Annotated in this window: 14 protein-coding genes; 4 read left to right on the top strand and 10 right to left on the bottom strand. The window is 61.6% G+C overall.

All coding sequences use genetic code 11. From position 1 onward, the window contains the following. Positions 1 to 102: 102 nt before the first annotated feature. The 7 genes from odhB to ACNAZS_RS14785 form a co-directional block, all read right to left on the bottom strand. A complete protein-coding gene (gene odhB, locus ACNAZS_RS14815) occupies positions 103 to 1,323 on the bottom strand; it encodes a 2-oxoglutarate dehydrogenase complex dihydrolipoyllysine-residue succinyltransferase (RefSeq protein ID WP_415790582.1) in 1,221 nt (406 codons plus the stop codon). A gap of 45 nt (positions 1,324 to 1,368) precedes the next feature. Then, positions 1,369 to 4,239 carry a 2-oxoglutarate dehydrogenase E1 component gene (locus ACNAZS_RS14810; protein WP_415790580.1) on the bottom strand — a complete coding sequence of 957 codons (2,871 nt, stop codon included), beginning with the start codon at positions 4,237 to 4,239 and terminating at the stop codon, positions 1,369 to 1,371. 355 nt (positions 4,240 to 4,594) lie between these two features. After that, positions 4,595 to 6,649 (bottom strand): OPT family oligopeptide transporter, encoded by a 2,055-nt coding sequence (locus tag ACNAZS_RS14805; RefSeq protein WP_415790578.1) that lies wholly within the window; start codon positions 6,647 to 6,649, stop codon positions 4,595 to 4,597. Positions 6,650 to 6,727: 78 nt separating this feature from the next. After that, the gene (locus tag ACNAZS_RS14800) at positions 6,728 to 6,904 is read right to left on the bottom strand and encodes a hypothetical protein (RefSeq protein WP_415790576.1); all 177 of its coding nucleotides are present in this window, start codon (positions 6,902 to 6,904) and stop codon (positions 6,728 to 6,730) included. 43 nt (positions 6,905 to 6,947) lie between these two features. Next, on the bottom strand, positions 6,948 to 8,111 hold the full coding sequence (locus ACNAZS_RS14795; protein ID WP_415790574.1) for a DSD1 family PLP-dependent enzyme: 1,164 nt from the start codon (positions 8,109 to 8,111) through the stop codon (positions 6,948 to 6,950). 29 nt (positions 8,112 to 8,140) lie between these two features. Then, the gene (locus ACNAZS_RS14790; RefSeq protein ID WP_415790572.1) at positions 8,141 to 9,697 is read right to left on the bottom strand and encodes a M81 family metallopeptidase; all 1,557 of its coding nucleotides are present in this window, start codon (positions 9,695 to 9,697) and stop codon (positions 8,141 to 8,143) included. 14 nt (positions 9,698 to 9,711) lie between these two features. After that, complete coding sequence (locus ACNAZS_RS14785) at positions 9,712 to 10,686, bottom strand: Bug family tripartite tricarboxylate transporter substrate binding protein (RefSeq protein WP_460475294.1); 975 nt, start codon at positions 10,684 to 10,686, stop codon at positions 9,712 to 9,714. A gap of 136 nt (positions 10,687 to 10,822) precedes the next feature. Here ACNAZS_RS14785 and ACNAZS_RS14780 point away from each other — a divergent pair, with 136 nt between their 5' ends. Beyond that, the gene (locus ACNAZS_RS14780) at positions 10,823 to 11,737 is read left to right on the top strand and encodes a LysR family transcriptional regulator (RefSeq protein ID WP_415790570.1); all 915 of its coding nucleotides are present in this window, start codon (positions 10,823 to 10,825) and stop codon (positions 11,735 to 11,737) included. 81 nt (positions 11,738 to 11,818) lie between these two features. Here ACNAZS_RS14780 and ACNAZS_RS14775 read toward each other — a convergent pair whose 3' ends face one another. Beyond that, positions 11,819 to 12,289 carry an Lrp/AsnC family transcriptional regulator gene (locus tag ACNAZS_RS14775; protein ID WP_415790568.1) on the bottom strand — a complete coding sequence of 157 codons (471 nt, stop codon included), beginning with the start codon at positions 12,287 to 12,289 and terminating at the stop codon, positions 11,819 to 11,821. Between the two features lie 127 nt (positions 12,290 to 12,416). On the opposite strand from ACNAZS_RS14775, the gene mdeB reads away from it, so the two are divergent. From mdeB to ACNAZS_RS14760, 3 genes are all read left to right on the top strand, one after another. Further along, positions 12,417 to 15,152: an alpha-ketoglutarate dehydrogenase gene (gene mdeB, locus ACNAZS_RS14770; RefSeq protein ID WP_415790920.1), complete on the top strand. Its 2,736-nt coding sequence runs from the start codon at positions 12,417 to 12,419 to the stop codon at positions 15,150 to 15,152. Between the two features lie 127 nt (positions 15,153 to 15,279). Then, a complete protein-coding gene (locus tag ACNAZS_RS14765; protein ID WP_415790566.1) occupies positions 15,280 to 17,571 on the top strand; it encodes an NADP-dependent malic enzyme in 2,292 nt (763 codons plus the stop codon). 238 nt (positions 17,572 to 17,809) lie between these two features. Beyond that, positions 17,810 to 18,262 carry a DUF2214 family protein gene (locus ACNAZS_RS14760; protein ID WP_415790564.1) on the top strand — a complete coding sequence of 151 codons (453 nt, stop codon included), beginning with the start codon at positions 17,810 to 17,812 and terminating at the stop codon, positions 18,260 to 18,262. Positions 18,263 to 18,602: 340 nt separating this feature from the next. On the opposite strand, the gene ACNAZS_RS14755 is transcribed toward ACNAZS_RS14760, so the two are convergent. Together ACNAZS_RS14755 and ACNAZS_RS14750 are read right to left on the bottom strand one after the other, a co-directional pair. Then, positions 18,603 to 19,913, bottom strand: a complete 1,311-nt coding sequence (locus ACNAZS_RS14755; RefSeq protein ID WP_415790562.1) for a citrate synthase — start codon at positions 19,911 to 19,913, stop codon at positions 18,603 to 18,605. Between the two features lie 21 nt (positions 19,914 to 19,934). After that, a complete protein-coding gene (locus tag ACNAZS_RS14750; protein ID WP_415790559.1) occupies positions 19,935 to 20,195 on the bottom strand; it encodes a succinate dehydrogenase assembly factor 2 in 261 nt (86 codons plus the stop codon). Position 20,196 lies beyond the last annotated feature (1 nt).

Here is a 20,196-nt window from a genome sequence, read left to right as displayed (position 1 = left end):
CGGCCAGACCGGCCGATAGGGCCCGCCACACCGAAGCCCTTTGACCCCGGCATAGCGCGACTAAAGAGCCCATCTCTACGCCCATCAACACCGACGCAAAAATTACAGGTCCAACAACAAACGCTGCGGATCTTCCAGCGCATCTTTCATCGCCACCAGACCCAACACGGCTTCGCGACCATCAATGATCCGGTGGTCATACGACAGCGCCAGATAGTTCATCGGACGGATCACGATCTGGCCGTTTTCAACGACCGCACGATCCTTGGTCGCATGCACGCCCAGAATCGCGGATTGCGGCGGGTTGATGATCGGGGTCGACAACATCGAACCAAACACACCACCGTTCGAAATCGAGAACGTACCGCCGGTCATTTCCTCAATGCCCAGCTTGCCATCCGCCGCACGCTTGCCGAAATCACCAATCGTCTTCTCGATCTCGGCAATCGACAACTGATCGGCGTTGCGCAGAATCGGCACCACCAGACCACGGGGGCTACCCACCGCAATACCGATATCAAAATAACCGTGATAGATAATGTCCTTGCCGTCGATCGACGCGTTGATCAGCGGGTACTTTTTCAGGGCAGCCACGGCCGCCTTGACGAAGAACGACATAAAGCCCAGCTTGACACCGTGGTCTTTCTCGAATTTCTCTTTGTACTTGTTGCGCAGGCTGATCACCGCCTGCATATTGACCTCGTTGAACGTGGTCAATATGGCGTTTTCTTGTTGCGACTGCAGCAGACGCTCCGCAATACGCGCGCGCAGGCGGCTCATCGGCACGCGCTGTTCCGGACGGCCATCCAGCGACATCGACGTCGGAGCGGGTGCCGCAGCGGCCTTGGCCGGCGCAGCGCTAGCGGCTTGCGCATCAGCCTTGGTCACGCGACCGTCACGACCCGTGCCTGCTACGTTGGCAGCGTCCACGCCCTTTTCGGACAGGATCTTGGCAGCAGCCGGCGAAGCCACACCAGCCGAAGCTGACGAGCCCGACGAAGCCGGTGCGGCGCCAGCCGGGGGAGGAGCCGCGGCAGCAACCTCAGCCTTGGCTTCAGCGGCCGGCGCGGCAGCCGCCTTGGCAGCCGTATCGATCTTGGCGAGCAATTGACCCGCAGTCACCGTTGCGCCGTCGGCTTCGACGATCTCGGACAACACGCCCGATGCAGGTGCCGGGACTTCCAGCACCACCTTGTCGGTTTCGACTTCGATCAGGATCTCGTCGGCTTCGACCGCCTCACCCGCCTTTTTCTTCCAGGTCAGCAGCGTCGCTTCGGACACGGATTCGGACAACTGGGGGACAACAACGTCAGTAATAGCCATGGTAATAAATTCCGTTGAATAAGAGTTCGATATCGGCGACTGAGCTTATTTAGCCAGCATGAAGCCTTTGTATTTCGCGGCGAAAGCTTGCTCCAGCAATGCCTTCTGTTGCTCTTGGTGCTTGGCCAGGTAGCCTACCGCAGGCGACGCCGAAGCCGGACGACCGGCATAACCGAGCTTTTGGCCGTCGGCCATGTTCTCGTACAGATGATGCTGGACATAGAACCACGGACCTTGGTTCTGGGGCTCGTCTTGCACCCAGATCACTTCGGTCACGTTGCCGTACTTGCGCAGTTCGGTTTCGAATGCTTTGTGAGCGAACGGATACAGTTGCTCAACGCGCAGGATGGCGACGTTGTTAGCCTCACGCTCGCGGCGAGCATGGACCAGATCGTAGTAAACCTTGCCCGAGCAAGCCAGAACACGCGTGACCTTGCTGGGGTCGATCGTGTCATCGACCTCACCAATCACGGGACGGAAGCTGCCACCCGCCAAGTCGGTCAGCGGCGAACCCGCATCCTTGTTACGCAGCAGCGACTTCGGCGTGAAAATCACCAGCGGCTTGCGGAACGGGCGAATCATCTGGCGACGCAGCAGGTGGAAAATCTGCGAAGCCGAGGACGGTTGAACCACCTGGATGTTGTTGTCCGCGCACAGTTGGAGGAACCGCTCGATACGGCCCGACGAGTGCTCCGGACCCTGGCCTTCGTAACCGTGCGGCAGCATCAGCGTCAGACCCGACTGACGGCCCCATTTGGCCTCGCCCGAACTGATGAACTGGTCGATCACCACCTGCGCGCCGTTGACGAAGTCACCGAACTGGGCTTCCCAGATGGTCAGCGTGTTCGGCTCGGCGCTGGAGTAGCCGTATTCGAAGCCCAACACGGCTTCTTCGGACAACACCGAGTCGATCACCGTGAACGGCGCCTGACCGTCAGAGACGTTTTGCAGCGGCACATAGGTGCCATCATCCCAACGCTCACGATTTTGATCATGCAGCACAGCGTGGCGGTGGGTAAACGTACCGCGGCCCGAATCCTGCCCAGTGATGCGAATGGCGTAGCCCGACGCCACCAGCGTCGCAAACGCCAGATGTTCGCCCATGCCCCAATCCAGGTTGATATCACCCTTGGCCATGTTGCGACGGTCGTTCAGCAGCTTGTTGACCAGCGGGTGCACCGTAAAGCCCTCGGGCACCGTGGTGATGCGCTCGCCGATGCGCTTGAGCTCAGCCAGCGGCACAGCGGTGTCCGCCTGATCTGTCCACTTGGCGCCCAGGAAGGGGGACCAGTCGATCGCGTACTTGCTCTTGTAGTCGGTCAGCACGGGCTCGATCGTGCGCTGGCCGTCTTCCATGAGCTGGCGATAGTCTTTCACCAATTGGTCGGCTTCGCCTTCAGCCAACACGCCCTGAGCCGTGAGCTTGTCGGCGTACAGTTTGCGCGTGCCGGGGTGATGACCGATGCGCTTGTACATCAAGGGCTGGGTCAGCGACGGGGTGTCTTGCTCGTTGTGGCCGAGTTTACGGAAGCAGACGATATCCAGCACCACGTCGTGGCAGAACTGCAAACGGTAGTCCAGCGCCAGCTTGGTTGCGAACACCACGGCTTCGGGATCATCGCCATTGACGTGGAACACAGGGGCCGCAATCATCTTGACCACGTCGGTGCAATACAGCGTCGAACGCGTATCGCGCGGGTCAGACGTCGTGAAACCGATCTGGTTGTTGATGACGATATGCAGCGTGCCGCCCGTACCATAACCGCGCGTTTGCGCGAGGTTCAGGGTTTCCATGACAACGCCCTGCCCGGCAAAGGCCGCATCGCCGTGCACCAGCACTGGCAACACTTGCTTGCCGTCGGTGTCGCCGCGACGCTCTTGGCGTGCACGGACGCTACCTTCGACGACCGGGTTCACGATTTCCAGGTGCGAGGGGTTGAATGCGAGCGACAGGTGAACGGGACCGCCACGCGTGGACAGATCGCTGGAAAAACCGTTGTGGTATTTCACGTCACCATCGGTCAGACCTTCGGCGTGCTTGCCCTCGAACTCGGCAAACAAGTCACCGGGCATCTTGCCCATGATGTTGACCAGCAGGTTCAGGCGACCACGGTGAGCCATGCCCACCACGATTTCCTGGACGCCGGATTCGCCGGCGTGGTTCACGACCTCGTCCATCGAGGCGATGAAGCTTTCGCCGCCTTCGAGGGAGAAACGCTTTTGGCCAACATACTTGGTGTGCAAAAAGCGCTCGAGGCCTTCGGACTCGGTCAATTGCTGCAGGATGTGGCGTTTTTCTTCGGTGCTATAAGCCGCCGCACCGAAGGTTTTTTCCAGACGTTCCTGGATCCAGCGCTTGGCGGCGGGATCGGGGATATGCGTGTATTCGGCACCGATGCTGCGGCAGTAGGTATCACGCAGCGCCTTCAGGATGTCGCGCAGCGTCATGGTGCTGGCGGTCGTGAAGTAGGTATTGGTGGCCGAGTAAGTTTGATCCAGATCGGCTTCGCTCAGACCGTAGAAGGCCGGGTCGAGCTCGGGGATCGCGGGACGTTCCTGGCGCTTGAGCGGATCCAGGTCGGCCCAGCGCGCGCCATACGAACGGTAGGCGGCGATCAGTGACTGAACCGAGACCTGCTTGCTGGCAACGGACAGATCGGGCTGGGCCGAATGCTGTACAAAGCCGTTGCTGCGGGCACGCAACGCAAAGGACTCGACGATGGGCGCATGCGCCTGATCGCGGGTGGCTTCTTGGCCGTCGGTAGCGGGGGTGTGTTGCAGCTGGTCGAAATAGTCTCGCCAGTTGTCAGGCACCGAGCCTGGATTGTCGAGGTAAGCCTCGTACATCTCTTCGACGTAGGGGGCATTACCACCAAATAGATAAGAGGTGGAAAGAGATTCTGATTCGGAAGACATTTTATTGCTTCACCTTGGCGAGTGCTTCACTCGATACGATGCAGGAAAACCTTCCGCAACACGGGCTTCCCGTTAGCGGATAGCAGGGGGCAGAAGGCACGTACAAGCCCTGAAAGCCTATGACGTGAAAGTATACTCCGGGGGCCTGTGCCTGTCTTGTCGCACTGCCACATATGCCTTGCACACGATTTCACCCCTCAAAATCGGCATAAACCGCAAACCTCAGGCAACATCCGTCATGATGCCCATTATGAGTATGGAGTTTTTGATGTCCGGCCCGAGAAAATTTTGTCCCAGGCCGTGACGAGAAAACCACGAAGTCATTACGGGTGGTTTCAGTAATACCGAGCGCAACCTATCGCCCCGGCTGTCCGGCTGCGGACATAATGCGTCGGTAGAACAGCACCGCCACCGTGGCAAACACCGCCAGGCCCAGCCAATCGGCGATCGGTTCGAATCCTTGCCCCACCAGGGCCAGCGGCGCCTCGTTGCCCGTGGCGCCAATGATCGCCGCCATCAGGACCCCGATCAGGCTTTCTCCCACAATCAGTCCCGAGGCGAGCAACGTACCGCGCCGGCTGGGAAGCTCGGCATAGGTGTCATAGGACTGATCGGCCTGCTGGGCACGACGCCGCAAGACACGTTCTATCAACCATCCCAGCACGGCCCCCACCACCAGCGGCGCACTGACTGTCGGCGGCAAATATATCCCGATTCCCACGGCCAGCACGGGTATCCGGGCAACTCGGCAAGTTCGCTCTAAAACCCGGTCCACAATAATCAGGGCGACGCCGACCGCCACGCCGATCAGAATCATGAGCCAGTTCAATTGATGGGTAAAAATTCCTTGGGCAATCGCCAGCATGAGGGTGGCCTGCGGCGCCGACAGCGCCTGCTCGGGATCCATCCCCGAACGCGGCAGCGCCCCGGAAAAACCGTAAGCGTTATAGAGCAGCTCGAGGATCGGGGAAATCACGATAGCTCCCACCACGCAGCCGATTAATAGCGCGATCTGCTGGCGCCAGGGCGTCGCCCCGACCAGCCAGCCGGTTTTCAGGTCCTGCAGGTTGTCATTCGCAATAGAGGCCACCGCAACAACTGCCGACGTGGTGAAAATCGCCAGGGCAATGGCCAACTGCACGCCCTCTTGGTTGCCCAACAAGCCCGTCGCACTCTCCAATCCCAGCATCAACAGTGACACCAGCATGATGGCGACGATCCCGACGCCAGAGATCGGGCTGGTGGACGACCCCACCAGGCCCGCCATATAGCCGCAAGCGGCCGCCACCAGAAAGCCAAAAATAAAGGCAAAGGCCACCGAGCACGCCACCAGCAACGCCACCACGCCCGCCGAAGCCGGCTCGGCGCGCAAAAACGAGGCGAACGTAAACACGAGGATGGCGACCAACACCAGGGTAACCACCGCAATCCAGCGCGCCGACAGATCTTGCTCGGTACGCGGCGCCGCCCCTTGCGCTGCGGCACCCGCCCGGCTAAAGGCCGAGAAGGATGTTTTGATCCCCCGCATCATGGGCATGAATAGCGTTCCCAGCGTCCAGATGGCGCCCACGCCAATGACCCCGGCCCCAATGAATCGAACTTGCGAGCTCCAGAGTCCATTGGCGTATTCGACTACCGACTGCCCGGCGGGCGGGTCACCCAAGGCCGTCAGCACCGGGACGGCCACCCCCCACGCAATCACCAACCCTATCAGCATCGCCAGACCGGCGACGATCCCGATCAGGTAGCCCGCGCCCATCAAGGCCAAGGAAAACCCCATGGGCAAGCGGAACACCGCGGCACCGATGGTGGGCCACACGCTGACTGCATCGCCCAGGACGCGCAGGCCGCTGGACGCAAAGCTGACCACGGCCGCGACCCCGGCACCGCTGACGATATCGGCCATACCCGTTGCGACGCGTTTGCCACTGTGCGTGGCATCGTCGGCCCCGCCACTCCCCACCCGCAAGATTTCCGCCGCCGCCACGCCCTCGGGATACGGCAAATCACTTTGCACGACCATGATGTGGCGCAGCGGGATCGTGAACATCACGCCCAGCATGCCGCCCGCCGCGCAGATACCAAAGGTTTGCCAAAACGGAAACCCTTGCCAATGTCCCATCATGACCAGCGCCGGCAAAATAAAAATAATGGCTGACAAGGTGCCCGCGGCCGACGCCTGAGTCTGCACCATGTTGTTTTCCAGGATGTTGGCGTTCTGGAACATCTTGAGCACCGACATGGAAATCACCGCGGCCGGGATGGCGGATGAAAACGTCAGCCCGACCTTCAGGCCCAGAAACACGTTCGATGCCGTAAAAACCACCGTAATCAAGGCGCCAATAATCACGCCACGCAGTGTCAGTTCGGGCAATATCGTCGAATCGGGCACGCGCACAGGCTGTGTCATGAGTCGAGAAGTCCTTGAAAAAAGTGGGGCGGAGTCAAGAGTGTTGCAGATTCTAGCGCCAAGCTCACGACACGACCATTATCTCAACGTTAACTCGATCTGATATTTCACCTGCTTTAACGCAAAACCTGAACGAATATTGCGAACGCCGAGAATGGGCGATAAGCAACTCACCACAAAGTGCTCCACCTCCTGGATGTCGGACACGGCCTCGGGCACCTGTTCCATGCCCCACAGCACCTTCACGGCATACATGTCGAGGACCGACAGCGTATCGTCTTCTCGAGTCGTCCTTCCTTTACCAACCGCGGAAACGCGGCCAGCATGCAAGCACCTCCGGCGAGGTGCCGCGCACGACGTGGTAGCTGTCGTGCTGCGCGCCGGTGGCGCAGGCATGATTGGGAAGGATGCGCAGGCGCGTGCCCAGCGGCAACTGCGGCAGTGGCGCGCTGGTGCCGGGGCGGCGCATAACGATGCCCTGCTCCTGGTTGGTCTGTTTGAGCACGAGGTCCGCAAATGGCCTGCCCTGCACGTCGCACACCACGCCATAGTATTGGTCGACAGGCTGGCCAGCGGTGCCGCGGTCGCGCGACATTGCCATCCAGCCGGCGTCGACCAGAATCCAGTCTTTCTCGGGCTGGTGGCCGATCACCGTGGTCAGGACCGACAGCGCGATGTCGTCCTGACGACACACGCCCAGGCCGGCCATGAACAGGTCGAAGAATACGAACACACCGGCTCGCACCTCTGTCACACCATCCAGATTCTCCGCAAACATGGCAGTCGGCGTCGACCCTACACTGACCACCGGGCACGGTAGGCCGCCCGCGCGCAGCGCCTGGGCAGCGTCAACCGCGGCGCGGCGCTCGCGCTCGGCCATGGTACGGATCGCATCCTCGTCAGGCGAGCTGTATGACTCTCCGGCATGCGTCAGGACGCCACGCAGCTGCGCGCCACCGTCTTCCAAGGCGCGGCCGATGGCGCACAGCAGCTCAGCCTGGTCAGGCCGCACGCCAGCGCGATGGCCGTCGGAATCGATCTCGATCAGCGCCGGAATCGGCGCGCCAGCCGCGCGCGACCGCGCCGCCACCGCCTGCGCACCGGCCACGCTATCAACGACCACCGTCAGGTCAGTGCCATAAGCGCGCAGCGCCAGCACGCGGTCCAGTTTGGCGGGCGACACCCCCACTGCGTAGAGGATGTCCCGCACGCCAGCGCGCGCGAACTGCTCGGCCTCTTGGAGCGTCGAGACGGCGGCTGGCCCTGCGGGGGTTTCCATTAGCAGCCGCGCCACGTCGATCGATTTGGGCGTTTTCAGATGGGGACGCAATGTCACACCCAGGCGCGCCATGCGCGTCTTCAGGCGCTCGATATTGGCTTGCATGCGCGGCTCGTCCAGCAGCAGGCAGGGCGTGTCAAGTGCTTCGAGGGTGGAGGCCGCAGCCGTCTTGTCGCTCGTCATCTTCCAGTATCTCCGGTAAGGCAGGAATTCTATGGCTGGCCCCGTAGCCGCGCGTGCGGCGACCAGTCGGCCAGCGCATCCAGCGGCACCACGGGCCGAGGTAGGTTACGGAAATCGAAGCGCGCCAGCATGGGCGATGTCAGCCCCGGCGCATCCACGTTGTAAATATGTTGCGGCGGGAAGAACTCGTCGAAGGCCGCCCGGAAATGCCCGCGCGATTTCACGACCACGGTACGAGCGGCGGCGATATCCAGGCCGAACATTTCAAAGAACATCGGCTCGTGACACTGATGCCGGTTAGTGATCACCACCACCTGCACGCCGCCCACCTGCAGTAGTGCGCTGGGCCCCAGATTGAAGCTGCAGCCGGCCAGTTGACCGCGCCGGCCCACACCACGACCACCATGCAACTTCAGCACCGTTGCCGGCGCCGTGTAGGCCTCGGAATACACCGTCGTCTCGTCGCGGTTGAAGTGGGCTTCGATCGCTGCGCCCTCGCCAGCGGCATGGGCTTCAGCCGCCAGGGCGGGATCGGTCACGACGCCTAGGATGGCGCCCTGCACTCCGCCCTCGATCAAGGCTCGTAGCAGAAACGGCGTGTTGCCGCGGGCGCCCCCGCCAGGGTTATCGGCCACGTCGGCCAACAACACCGCAGACGTGCCAGGCTCCACGCCCGCCCGGCGCGCGAGTTCGACCGCCCTGGGCAAAGACATTAGTTCGGGCGTGAAGGCTGCGCGCTCGCGCCAGGCATGCTCCGCCAGCGTGTGCGCCGTGGCGCGCGCGTAGTCGCCGTCACCCTTGGTGGTCACCAGTATCGTCAGCCCGTTCTTGCCTGTGTCGCCATAGGCGAAACCACCTACCACCGACACATTCACCAGACGCGGGTCATCCATGGCCTCGGCCGCATGAATCATGTCCGCGTACGGGCCGGTGCCGGGCGCCGTCAACAACTGCGTGGGCGGCGCCACCACCGGCATGCGTACGTGCGCCACCGCAACGCGCAGGCCCTCCATCAACGAACTCAGCACGTCGGCCGCCTCAGTGCCACGCTCGGCCATGTCAGTGTGGGGATTGCGGCGGTACGAGATCAGCACGTCCACCTCGTCGACCATCCGGTCCGACACATTGGCATGTAAGTCGACGGTGGCGACCACGGGCACGTCCGGCCCCACGATGGCCCGCACCCGCTGGAACACCAGGCCGTCGGGATCCTGCTCTTCGGTGGTGATGGCCGCACCGTGCTCGCAGAGATAGACGGCATCCACCGGCAGCGCGGCGCGCAAGCCCCGCTCGAACTGCGCTAGCGTATCCAGGAAGAACGCATGCTCCACTGGACCACCGGACTCGGCGTTGGCGAACAGAATGGGTACTGGGGTCCATGGCCCGCGTCGGTCCATTCGGCGCACGAAGGCGGGAATCTCCGGCGTCATGGCGGGCGCGGCGCTGCGAGCGTCGGCCAGCATCGATTCACCGGCCAGGTAAGCACGAGATTCAAAATCGTCGCGTCCTGAGACCGGCGCGAAGCGATTGGACTCGATGGCAAAGCCCAGGATGGCAATGCGGGGCGTGGCGGGAACGGCAGTCATAGCAGTCGCGACCATCAGTTCTGTTTTTCGATATGGGCAGTGTCGATCAAGTCGGCCCACTTCTTTTGCTCGGCGGCGATGTAGCGCGCGAAATCAGTGCGGTCGCCTTCGCCGGGTCGCGCGCTCAGCTTGCCCAAATCTGCACGCAGCGCGTCGCTAGCCAGCACCTTCTGTAATGCCCCGGACAACTTGTCCACGATGGCATCGGGGGTACCCTTGGGGAACACCAGACCACCCCAGGACACGTTCTCGTAGCCGGGCAGCCCCGACTCCGCCAAAGTCGGTAAGTCGGGAAAGAACGGCACGCGCTGGGCGCTGGTGATCGCCAGCGCGCGCAGCTTGCCGCCCTGCACCAGCGGCCAGGCCACAGAGGCATTGGTGAAAGAGTAATCGATGCGGCCGCCGGCCAAGTCCGCCAGCGAGGCGGGGTCGCCGTTGTACGGCACAAACATCGTATCGATGCCAGCCATATGCTTGAATAGCTCGCCGCCCATGTGCCCGCTGCTGCCGATGCCGGCAGCGCCGTACGACAGTCCGCCGGGCTTGGACTTCGCCAGCGCGATCAGGTCAGCCACGCTCTTGACGGGAGAGTCCGCGCCGACCACCAGCAGGTTGTAGACGTTGAACATGCGGCCGACCACCGTGAAGTCCTTGACGGGGTCGTAGGGCAGCTTGTTGAACAGGGCGGGATTGACGGCCATCGTATTGATATTGCCGTAGCCCAGCGTGTAGCCGTCGGGCTTGGCGCGGGCGATCTGCGCCATGCCGATGCCGCCAGCGGCACCCGGCCGGTTCTCGACGACAAAGTTGGCACCGGTGGCAATGGCTAGGTGGTTCAGAACCAGGCGGGTCAGCACATCGGCGGAACCACCCGCAGCCGATGCCACGATGACTGTGACCGGCTTGGCGGGCCAGCCGGTATCGGCGGCATGGACCGGGGCCGCGCTGGCGGCGAACGAGAACAGGAGGAATGAAAGCAGGCGTCGCAAGATAGTCTCCGGGAGTGACGGGATTCCGGCGGTGGACCCGGCACATTATTGAAAGAACGGCCTGTGCCGAGTATGCGGCAGCCATCGAGACTGGTGTTTAATGACAGCTTAATTCTTTATTTAGCTGATACTTACGATGTTGAGCAGCGACGATCTGCTTTTCTTCCTGGCGCTGGCCTCGGCCAACTCACTGACGGACGCGGCGCGAAAGCTGGACGTGACCCCATCGGCGGTCACCCAGCGCCTCGCCGGGCTAGAACGCCGGCTGGGCATCGGTCTGGTCGACCGCTCGGGGCGGCGCATGGCATTGACGGACGAAGGAGAACTGCTGGCCGAGCGGGCGCGTGGCATTTGCGCCGACCTCGGTGGCCTGGCCGACGCCCTGGCCAGCCGGCGCGGACAAGTGGCCGGCCACCTGCGCGTGCTGGCGCCGCTGGGCTTCGGGCAGCGCTACGTCGCACCGGCCATCGCGCGCTTTCGGCGCCAGTGCCCCGAGGTCACCGCCACGCTGACACTGTCCGACCGGCCGGGCAGTCTGGCCACACACACCTGGGATGTGCTGATCCACATCGGCGAACTGCGCGACTCGGCTCTCGTCATGCACCGTTTGGCACGCAACCGGCGTGTGCTGTGCGCCGCGCCTGCATACCTGAAGCGGCGTGGCGTGCCCGACCATCCGGAAGCGCTACACGAACACGACTGCATCGCGCTGCGCGAGAACGACGAAGACGTCACGCTGTGGCGCCTGCGCCATGACGACGGCGCTATGGCCACGGTACGCATAGACCCGGTACTGGCCTGCAACGACGGCGGCGCCGCGCGCCACTGGGCCTTGGCTGGCATGGGCGTCCTGGTGCGCTCCGAATGGGACGTCGCCGACCTGCTGCGCCAGGGCCGGCTGGTGGAACTGCTGCCGGGTTGGCACTTGCCCGACGCCAACATCGTGGCGCTGGTGGCGTCGCGCAAGGCCCGCTCCGCGCGGACCGAGCATTTTCTTCAGCACCTGCATGAGCTGGGCGGCCGTGCGCCCTGGCTGCAGGCGGCCTCGTAAGCGCCGCGTCTGGCGCCAGCGCCAGACGGCACCGTCACCGGGCCTGCGCGCCTCTCAACGCCCTCCTTTTCTCTGCACGGGTCAGCTCAGCGGCAGCGCGGTCTGGTATTTGACCTGCTTTAACGCGAACCCCGACCGAATATTGCGCACTCCCGGGATGCGCGACAAGCGGCTCACCACAAAGTGCTCCAACCCCTGGATGTCGGGCACCACCACGCGCAACAAATAGTCTGAATCGCCACTCATCAGATAGCACTCCATGACCTCGGGACATTCGGCCATGGCATTCTGGAAGCGCTCGAGTTCGGGCTCGATCTGCTTTTCCAAACTGACCTGAATAAATACATTCAAACTCAATCCCAACTGCAGGGGATCAGCCAGCGCCACATACCCCCGGATGACGCCCGCCGCCTCGAGAGCCTTGACGCGCGCCAGGCAGGGCGAGGGCGACAAATGGACGCGGCGTGCCAACTCAACATTGGTCAGGTTGGAGTCCGTCTGCAAAATACCCAAAATGCGACGATCAATGGCATCCAGCGCGGCAGTCAGCATATTTATCCTTTAATTTTTGAATTCCCCAATTATTATGCTGCCACAGGCGGTTTTATGGCGCATATTCGATGACTTATGCCAGCACGAACGCGCTAGGATGGACGTCTACACGGAGACTTCCATCGCCATGCTCGACACTGTGATCTCGCCCCTGATCGACGACCTCGACCCCGAAGAAACCACTGAATGGCGCGAGGCGCTGCTCTCGCTGGTCCAGACTGCGGGTATTGCCCGCGCCGCCTACGTACTGGATGCGTTGCTCGGCCAGGCGGCGACACTGGGGGTACGCGCCGGCGGGCAGACGCGCAGTGCCTATCTCAATACGATCGCGCTGCGCCACGAGCCGCCTTTTCCGGGCGACTTGGCCATCGAGGAGCGCATTGCATCGATCAATCGCTGGAATGCCCTGGCCATGGTGGTGCGTGCCAATCAGGCACATGGCGAGCTCGGCGGCCATATCGCCAGCTACGCCTCGGCCGCCGATTTGTTCGAGGTTGGCTTCAATCATTTTTTCCGCGCGCCGACCGACAACTTTGCCGGCGATCTGGTCTATTTGCAGCCACACTCGGCTCCGGGGGTGTACGCCCGTGCCTTTCTTGACGGCTTTCTAGGCGAGGACGATCTAGCCCATTTCCGCCAGGAGATCACTGCCCGCGAGCGTGGTTTGCGCGGCTTGTCCTCCTATCCGCATCCGTGGCTGATGCCCGATTTTTGGCAGTTCCCCACGGGGTCGATGGGCATCGGCCCCATCAATGCCATTTATCAAGCGCGCTTCATGCGATACCTTGAGCACCGTTCGTTGGCACAGCCATCCGATCGCAAAGTCTGGGGACTGTTTGGCGACGGCGAAATGGACGAACCCGAGTCCATTGCGGCGCTGACGCTGGCCGCCCGCGAAAAACTCGACAATCTCGTGTTCGTCGTGAACTGTAATCTGCAACGCCTGGACGGCCCGGTCCGAGGTAATGGCCGCATCATCGACGAACTGGAAACGCTATACGCCGGCGCGGGCTGGAATGTCATCAAGCTGGTCTGGGGCGGGGATTGGGATGCTCTGCTGGCACGCGACACGGATGGCGCACTCGCACGCGCCTTTGCCCATACCGTCGATGGACAATTCCAGACTTTCGCGGCCAATGATGGCGCCTATAACCGCGCCCATTTCTTCAATCAAAATCCCGAACTCGCCGCGTTGGTGGCGGACTGGTCCGACGAAGCGATCGACCGATTGCGCCGCGGCGGCCACGATATCGTCAAGATCTACGCTGCCTATCATCGCGCGGCACACCACCGTGGCCAGCCCACGGTCATTCTGGCACAAACCAAAAAGGGCTACGGGATGGGTACCGCCGGCCAGGGGAAGATGACCACGCACCAGCAGAAAAAGCTGGACGACCAAGCCCTGCTGGCCTTTCGTGACCGATTCGCCCTCCCCATTTCGGATGCCGACTGCCTAGCCTTGAAGTTCTACAAACCCACGGCAGACAGCGCGGAGCTGCGCTACCTGCAAGCGCGCCGAGCCGCGCTGGGCGGCCATTTGCCACGCCGCCGCACGACATCCCCTCGCCTGCCCACGCCTCCCATCGAACAATGGGCCCGATTCGCCTTGCAGGCCGATGGAAAAGAAATGTCCTCCACGATGGCTATCGTGCGCATGCTGGGCGGACTGCTCAAGGACGAGACGCTAGGCAAGCGCATCGTGCCCATCGTTGCCGACGAGGCCCGTACGTTTGGCATGGCCAACCTGTTTCGCCAGATCGGTATTTACTCGGCGCAGGGCCAGTTATACGAACCCGAAGACATCGGCTCGGTGCTGCACTACCGCGAAGCCCTGGACGGACAAATTCTGGAAGAAGGCATCACCGAGGCAGGCGCCATCTCGTCCTGGACGGCCGCCGGCACCAGCTATTCGGTCAATGACCTGCCGATGCTGCCTTTCTATATTTATTATTCAATGTTCGGTTTTCAGCGCGTCGGCGATCTGATCTGGGCGGCGGCGGATCAACGCACGCGCGGTTTTTTGATCGGCGCGACCTCGGGCCGCACGACGCTGGGTGGCGAAGGCCTGCAGCATCAAGATGGCGCCAGCCATTTAATCGCGTCCACGGTTCCCAACTGTCGCGCCTACGATCCGGCCTACGCCTACGAGGTCGCGGTCATTCTCGAGCACGGCACGCAGCGCATGCTGGACCAGCAATGCGACGAGTTCTATTACCTGACCGTCACCAACGAAAATCTTGCCCAACCCAACCTGCCCAACGAGCAAGCACGCGAAGGCATTTTGCGAGGCATGCATCGAGTTCGGGCTGCACAACCGGACGGACTAGCACAGACGAACCCGGGTGATGGGGAATCCTGCACCCAGGCGCCCGCCCATCTGCGGCTGCTTGCGGCCGGGCCCATGCTCAACGAGGCCCAACGTGCAGCCCAACGGCTGGAGCAAGACTTCGGTATCGCCACCGAGGTCTGGAGTGTCACGAGTTTCTCTGAACTGGCGCGCGATGGCCGAGCCTGCGAACGTGACCGGGCCCTGGGTCTGAGCTCCCCACCCCCACAAAGCTGGCTGGAACAATGTTTACCCGACGCCGTTCCCGTCGTTGCCGCCAGTGACTATGTCCGTGCGGTGCCCGAGCAGATCCGCGCCTGGGTCCACGCCCCTTTTCGCGTGGTGGGTACCGACGGTTTCGGCCGCAGCGATACGCGCGCCCGTTTGCGGGACTTCTTTGAAGTCAGCGCCGACTGGATCGCGTTGCACGCCCTGGATCTGCTCTGCGACCAGGACCCGAAGCATCAAGCGGCGCGCGATGTACTCCGCGAACAACTGGGTGCTTCGCTGCGCGTCGCGCCCCCCTGGTTAAGTTGATTCGCTGCACTGCAACAACCATCGCGCCTCGCTTTCTGTTGAAATATGTGCTTTCGCGATTCCCGGACGGGCCTGTTGCAGGCCCGTTTTTTACTTTGTTAGCAGTGCAGCATAGGCCTTCACCATCATGGACGAAACCTTAACCAAACGGGCGCTTGATTATCACGCCTATCCCACCCCCGGCAAAATCTCGGTCGTACCGACCAAGACACTGGCAAACCAGGACGACCTCTCGCTGGCCTATTCGCCCGGCGTCGCAGCCGCCTGCATGGCCATTTTCGACCAGGGTGAAGACGCCGCCTCGATGTACACGTCCCGCGCCAACCTGGTGGGCGTGATCACGAACGGCACTGCGGTACTGGGCTTGGGCAACATCGGCCCGCTGGCCGCCAAACCCGTCATGGAAGGCAAAGGCTGCCTGTTCAAGAAATTTGCCGGCATCGACGTGTTCGACATCGAACTGGCCGAGAACGACCCCGACAAACTGGTTGACATCATTGCGGCGCTGGAACCGACACTGGGCGGCATCAACCTCGAAGACATCAAAGCCCCCGAGTGCTTCTACATCGAGAAGAAGCTACGCGAGCGCATGAAGATCCCCGTCTTTCACGACGATCAGCACGGCACCGCCATCATCTCGTCGGCCGCCATTCTGAACGGACTGAAGGTCGTAGGCAAAGATATCGGCAAGGTCAAGCTGGCCGTGTCCGGTGCGGGCGCGGCCGCCATTGCCTGCCTGGACTTGCTGGTTAACCTGGGCATCAAGCTAGAGAACATCTATGTCGTGGACTCACGCGGCGTGATCTGGCAAGGCCGCGACGAAAACATGGAGCCCAACAAAAAGCGCTACGCGCAGAAAACCGACGCCCGCACCCTGGCCGACGTCGTGCGCGATGCTGACGTATTCCTGGGCTGCTCCGCCCCGGGCGTACTGACTGCCGACATGGTCAAGACCATGGCCGACAAGCCGCTGATCCTGGCACTGGCCAACCCCGAACCCGAGATCCGTCCCGAAGTCGCCCGCGCCGCGCGCCCCGACTGCATCATCGCCACCGGCCGCTCGGACTATCCGAACCAAGTCAACAACGTCTTGTGCTTTCCCTTCATCTTCCGCGGCGCCATGGATGCGGGTGCCTCGCGCATCACCGAGGAAATGAAGCTGGCTTGCGTCAAGGCCATTGCCGAGCTGGCACAGGCCGAACAAAATGACGAAGTCGCCCACGCCTATGCTGGCCAGGACCTGTCGTTCGGCCCGGAATACATCATTCCCAAGCCCTTCGATCCACGCCTGATCGTCCAAATCGCCCCCGCCGTCGCTCAGGCCGCCGCCGACTCCGGCGTCGCCGCTCGCCCTATCGAGGACATCGAAGCCTACCGCCAAAAACTGCTGGGCTTTGTGTACCACTCGGGCCAACTGATGCGCCCCCTTTTCGCCCAGGCCAAACAAGCACCCAAGCGCGTGATCTATGCCGACGGCGAAGACGAACGCGTCCTGCGCGCAGTGCAAACCGTTGTCGATGAAAAACTGGCGCAGCCCATCCTCGTGGGGCGCCCGTCCGTCATCGAAATGCGCATCAAAAAAGCCGGCCTGCGCCTGATTCCCGGCGAAACCATCGAGATCGTCGACCCCGAAGACGACAGCCGTTTCAACGAAACCTGGAACGCGTACTACCAACTGAAGGGCCGCGAAGGCGTCACCCCCGCCATCGCCAAAGCCATGATCCGCAAGCACAACACGCTCATCGGCGCCTTGCTGCTGCAACGTGGCGATGCCGATGCATTGCTGTGCGGAGTCGCCAGCCAATACGACAACCAGTTGAAGTACGTCGACGAGATCATTGGCCGCAAAGCGGGACAAACCTATGCCGCGCTGAACGTGCTCATGCTGCCCGACCAAACGCTGTTCGTCACTGACACGCATGTCAACGAAAACCCGTCGGCCGAACAAGTCGCCAACATCACCATGCAAGCCGCTCACGAAATGCGTCGCTTTGGCGTCGTGCCCAAGGCTGCCCTGCTCTCGCACTCCAACTTCGGCAGTCGCTCGACCGAATCGTCGCGCAAAATGTCCGAAGCACGCCGCATCGTGGCGCAACGCGCGCCCTCACTGGAAGTCGACGGAGAAATGCACGCCGACGCCGCCCTGTCGGAAAGCATCCGTCAACAGGCCTACCCCGACAGCCAACTCAAAGGCCGGGCAAACCTGTTGGTCATGCCCAATCTCGACACGGGCAACATCACCTACAACATGTTGAAAATGACCGGCAGCAACGGCATCGCCATGGGTCCCATCCTGTTGGGCGCCGCTCGCCCTGTACACATCCTGACCACCAGCGCCACCGTGCGCCGTATCGTCAACATGACGGCACTCGCCGTCGTGGATGCCCAGCAAGAGGCAGCCGAAAAGCACTCTGCGTAAAAGCCGATGTGCTAGCCTAGGCGGACCAGCGCTCCCTCTGGTCCGCCTTTTTTATTGCGGGGCCATCCCAAAATAAAAACACGCCTTGGGAGGCAGCAAAGCCACGCAGTGGCTGCCGCGTGGCTTTTTTTGCTCGCGAAAGCCTTGGACACATCGCTTGTCCAACAGCCTTCGGCGATTCGCTAATAGGCCCCGCTCCGTAGCACCCTCCTTTCATCTCAACCACCTCGAGGTATCGATGTTGCAAGACGCCCTGCTCGCCTGGATTCACTACCTTGCCATCTTCCTGCTGATCGTCGCCATGACCGCACAAACCGTCTTGCTGCGGCCCACTCTGACCACCCCCACCCTGCGCCGCCTCGCCATTTACGATCGCGTGTACGCCGCAAGCGCCATCGCCGTCCTGATCACCGGCGTCCTGCGCCTGATTTTCGGCGCCAAAGGCGCGGCCTTCTACATGGCCAACCCCTGGTTCCACGCCAAATTCGGCGTATTCATCCTCATCGCCCTCTGTTCCATCCCCCCCACGATCGCCTTCATCAAATGGAACAAACAGGCCAAACTTGACTCAACATATCTCCCGGCCCCGCTGCAAATCAAACGCGCCCGCCGCTGGGTCATGGTAGAAGTCCACCTGCTAGTCCTCCTCCCCCTATTCGCCGCACTAATGGCACGCGGCATAGGCATGTAATCCCAGGGCGAATCAATGCATCACGTGCCACCAAGAGCACCCGATGCAATGAACATTGCATAACACCACCAGGGCATGCAGTTAACGCGAGTCCCGGCCGCGCGCTTGGAAGCGATACCGGCGTTTTGAGCAAGGGCAGCCCGCGCGCAGCGCGGGCCGAGGCCCCTGGTTGGGCCGAGCCGCNGCGATTACGCCGGTATCGCTTCCAAGCGCGCGGCCGGGACGTCTTAATAGCGACACCCCCGCAGAAGCAAAAAAGCCACGCATCCAAAGACGCATGGCTTTTTAACAATGCAATCAATCCCTACCTCACTAACGAAGCAGAGACCGACGAAGCAAATTAACGGTTATCCATCGAAGGCACATCACGCGTGACCGAGCCAGTGAACAATTGGCGCGGACGGCCAATTTTGTAATCCGGATCCGACAGCATTTCGTTCCACTGGGCGATCCAGCCCACCGTACGTGCCAACGCGAAGATGGCCGTAAACAGCGACGTCGGAATGCCAATGGCGCGTTGAACGATACCCGAGTAGAAGTCCACGTTCGGGTAGAGCTTGCGCGACACGAAATAATCGTCTTCCAGAGCAATACGCTCCAGTTCCATCGCCAGCTTGAACAGTGGATCGTTTTCCAGGCCCAGCGACTGCAGGACTTCCTTGCACGTCTCTTGCATCAACTTCGCGCGCGGATCGTAGTTCTTGTAGACACGGTGGCCAAAGCCCATCAGGCGAACGCCCGAGTTCTTGTCCTTGACCTTCTCCATGAACTCGCCGACCTTGTCCACGCCACCATTGGCCTGGAGTTCTTCGAGCATCTGCAAGCACGCTTCGTTGGCGCCACCGTGAGCCGGGCCCCACAAGCAAGCCACACCCGCGGAAATCGCCGCGAACGGATTCGTACCCGACGAACCGCACAGACGTACGGTCGAGGTCGAGGCATTTTGCTCGTGGTCGGCGTGCAAGATGAAAATACGATCGAGTGCGCGCTCAACGACCTCGTTGACCTTGTACTCTTCGCAGGGCGTCGCGAACATCATGCGCAGGAAGTTGCCGGTGTACGACATGTCGTTCTGCGGGTAGATGAACGGCTGGCCTACCGAGAACTTGTAAGCCATCGCCACCAGGGTCGGCATCTTGGCGATCAGGCGAATCGCCGAGATATGGCGATGCTGCGGGTTGGTGATGTCAGTCGAGTCATGATAGAACGCCGACAGCGCGCCCACCAGGCCCGTCAACACAGCCATCGGATGCGCATCGCGACGGAAACCGCGCAGGAAAAGATGCAATTGCTCGTTGACCAACGTGTGATGCGTCACCTGCGAATCAAAGTCGGTTTTTTGATCACGGTTGGGCAGTTCGCCGTTCATGATCAGATAGCAGATATCGAGGAAATCGCAATTCACCGCCAACTGCTCGATGGGATAGCCGCGATACAGCAATTCGCCCTTGTCGCCGTCGATGTACGTAATAGCCGACTCGCACGCCGCCGTCGACATAAAGCCGGGGTCGAACGTAAACATGCCAGTTTGGCCATACAGCTTGCGGATGTCGATGACTTCCGGGCCGACCGTGCCCTTGTACACGGGAAACTCGATCGGCTTAGAGCCGTCCGAGAACGATAGAGTGGCTTTCTTATCAGACAGATTCATCGCATATTTCCTCAAAATTAATCAGAGCTCACGCATTTTTCCGATGATCTCTCGCAACCGTGGCGTATCGATTGCCCCTTCGGGCTCTGTGCGCGCCAACAGCAAATCGAGCAAGTCGTTGTCACCCAGATCGAACAACTGCGTCAACGCGCTGACGTCCTCATCGGTGAGCTGCGTTTCGTACGCATCCAGATAACGGGTAATGATCAAATCATTTTCGAGCAGCCCGCGGCGTGCCCGCCACCGAAGGCGTGCCCGTTCAAGTTCAGTCAAACCGCTCATA

It is taken from the genome of Bordetella tumulicola (assembly GCF_965138755.1).
In the GTDB taxonomy this organism is placed as follows: Bacteria; Pseudomonadota; Gammaproteobacteria; order Burkholderiales; family Burkholderiaceae_B; genus Bordetella_A; species Bordetella_A tumulicola.
The sequence above is the reverse complement of the archived record's forward strand: the minus strand, read 5'-3'. Positions and strand labels throughout refer to the sequence as shown.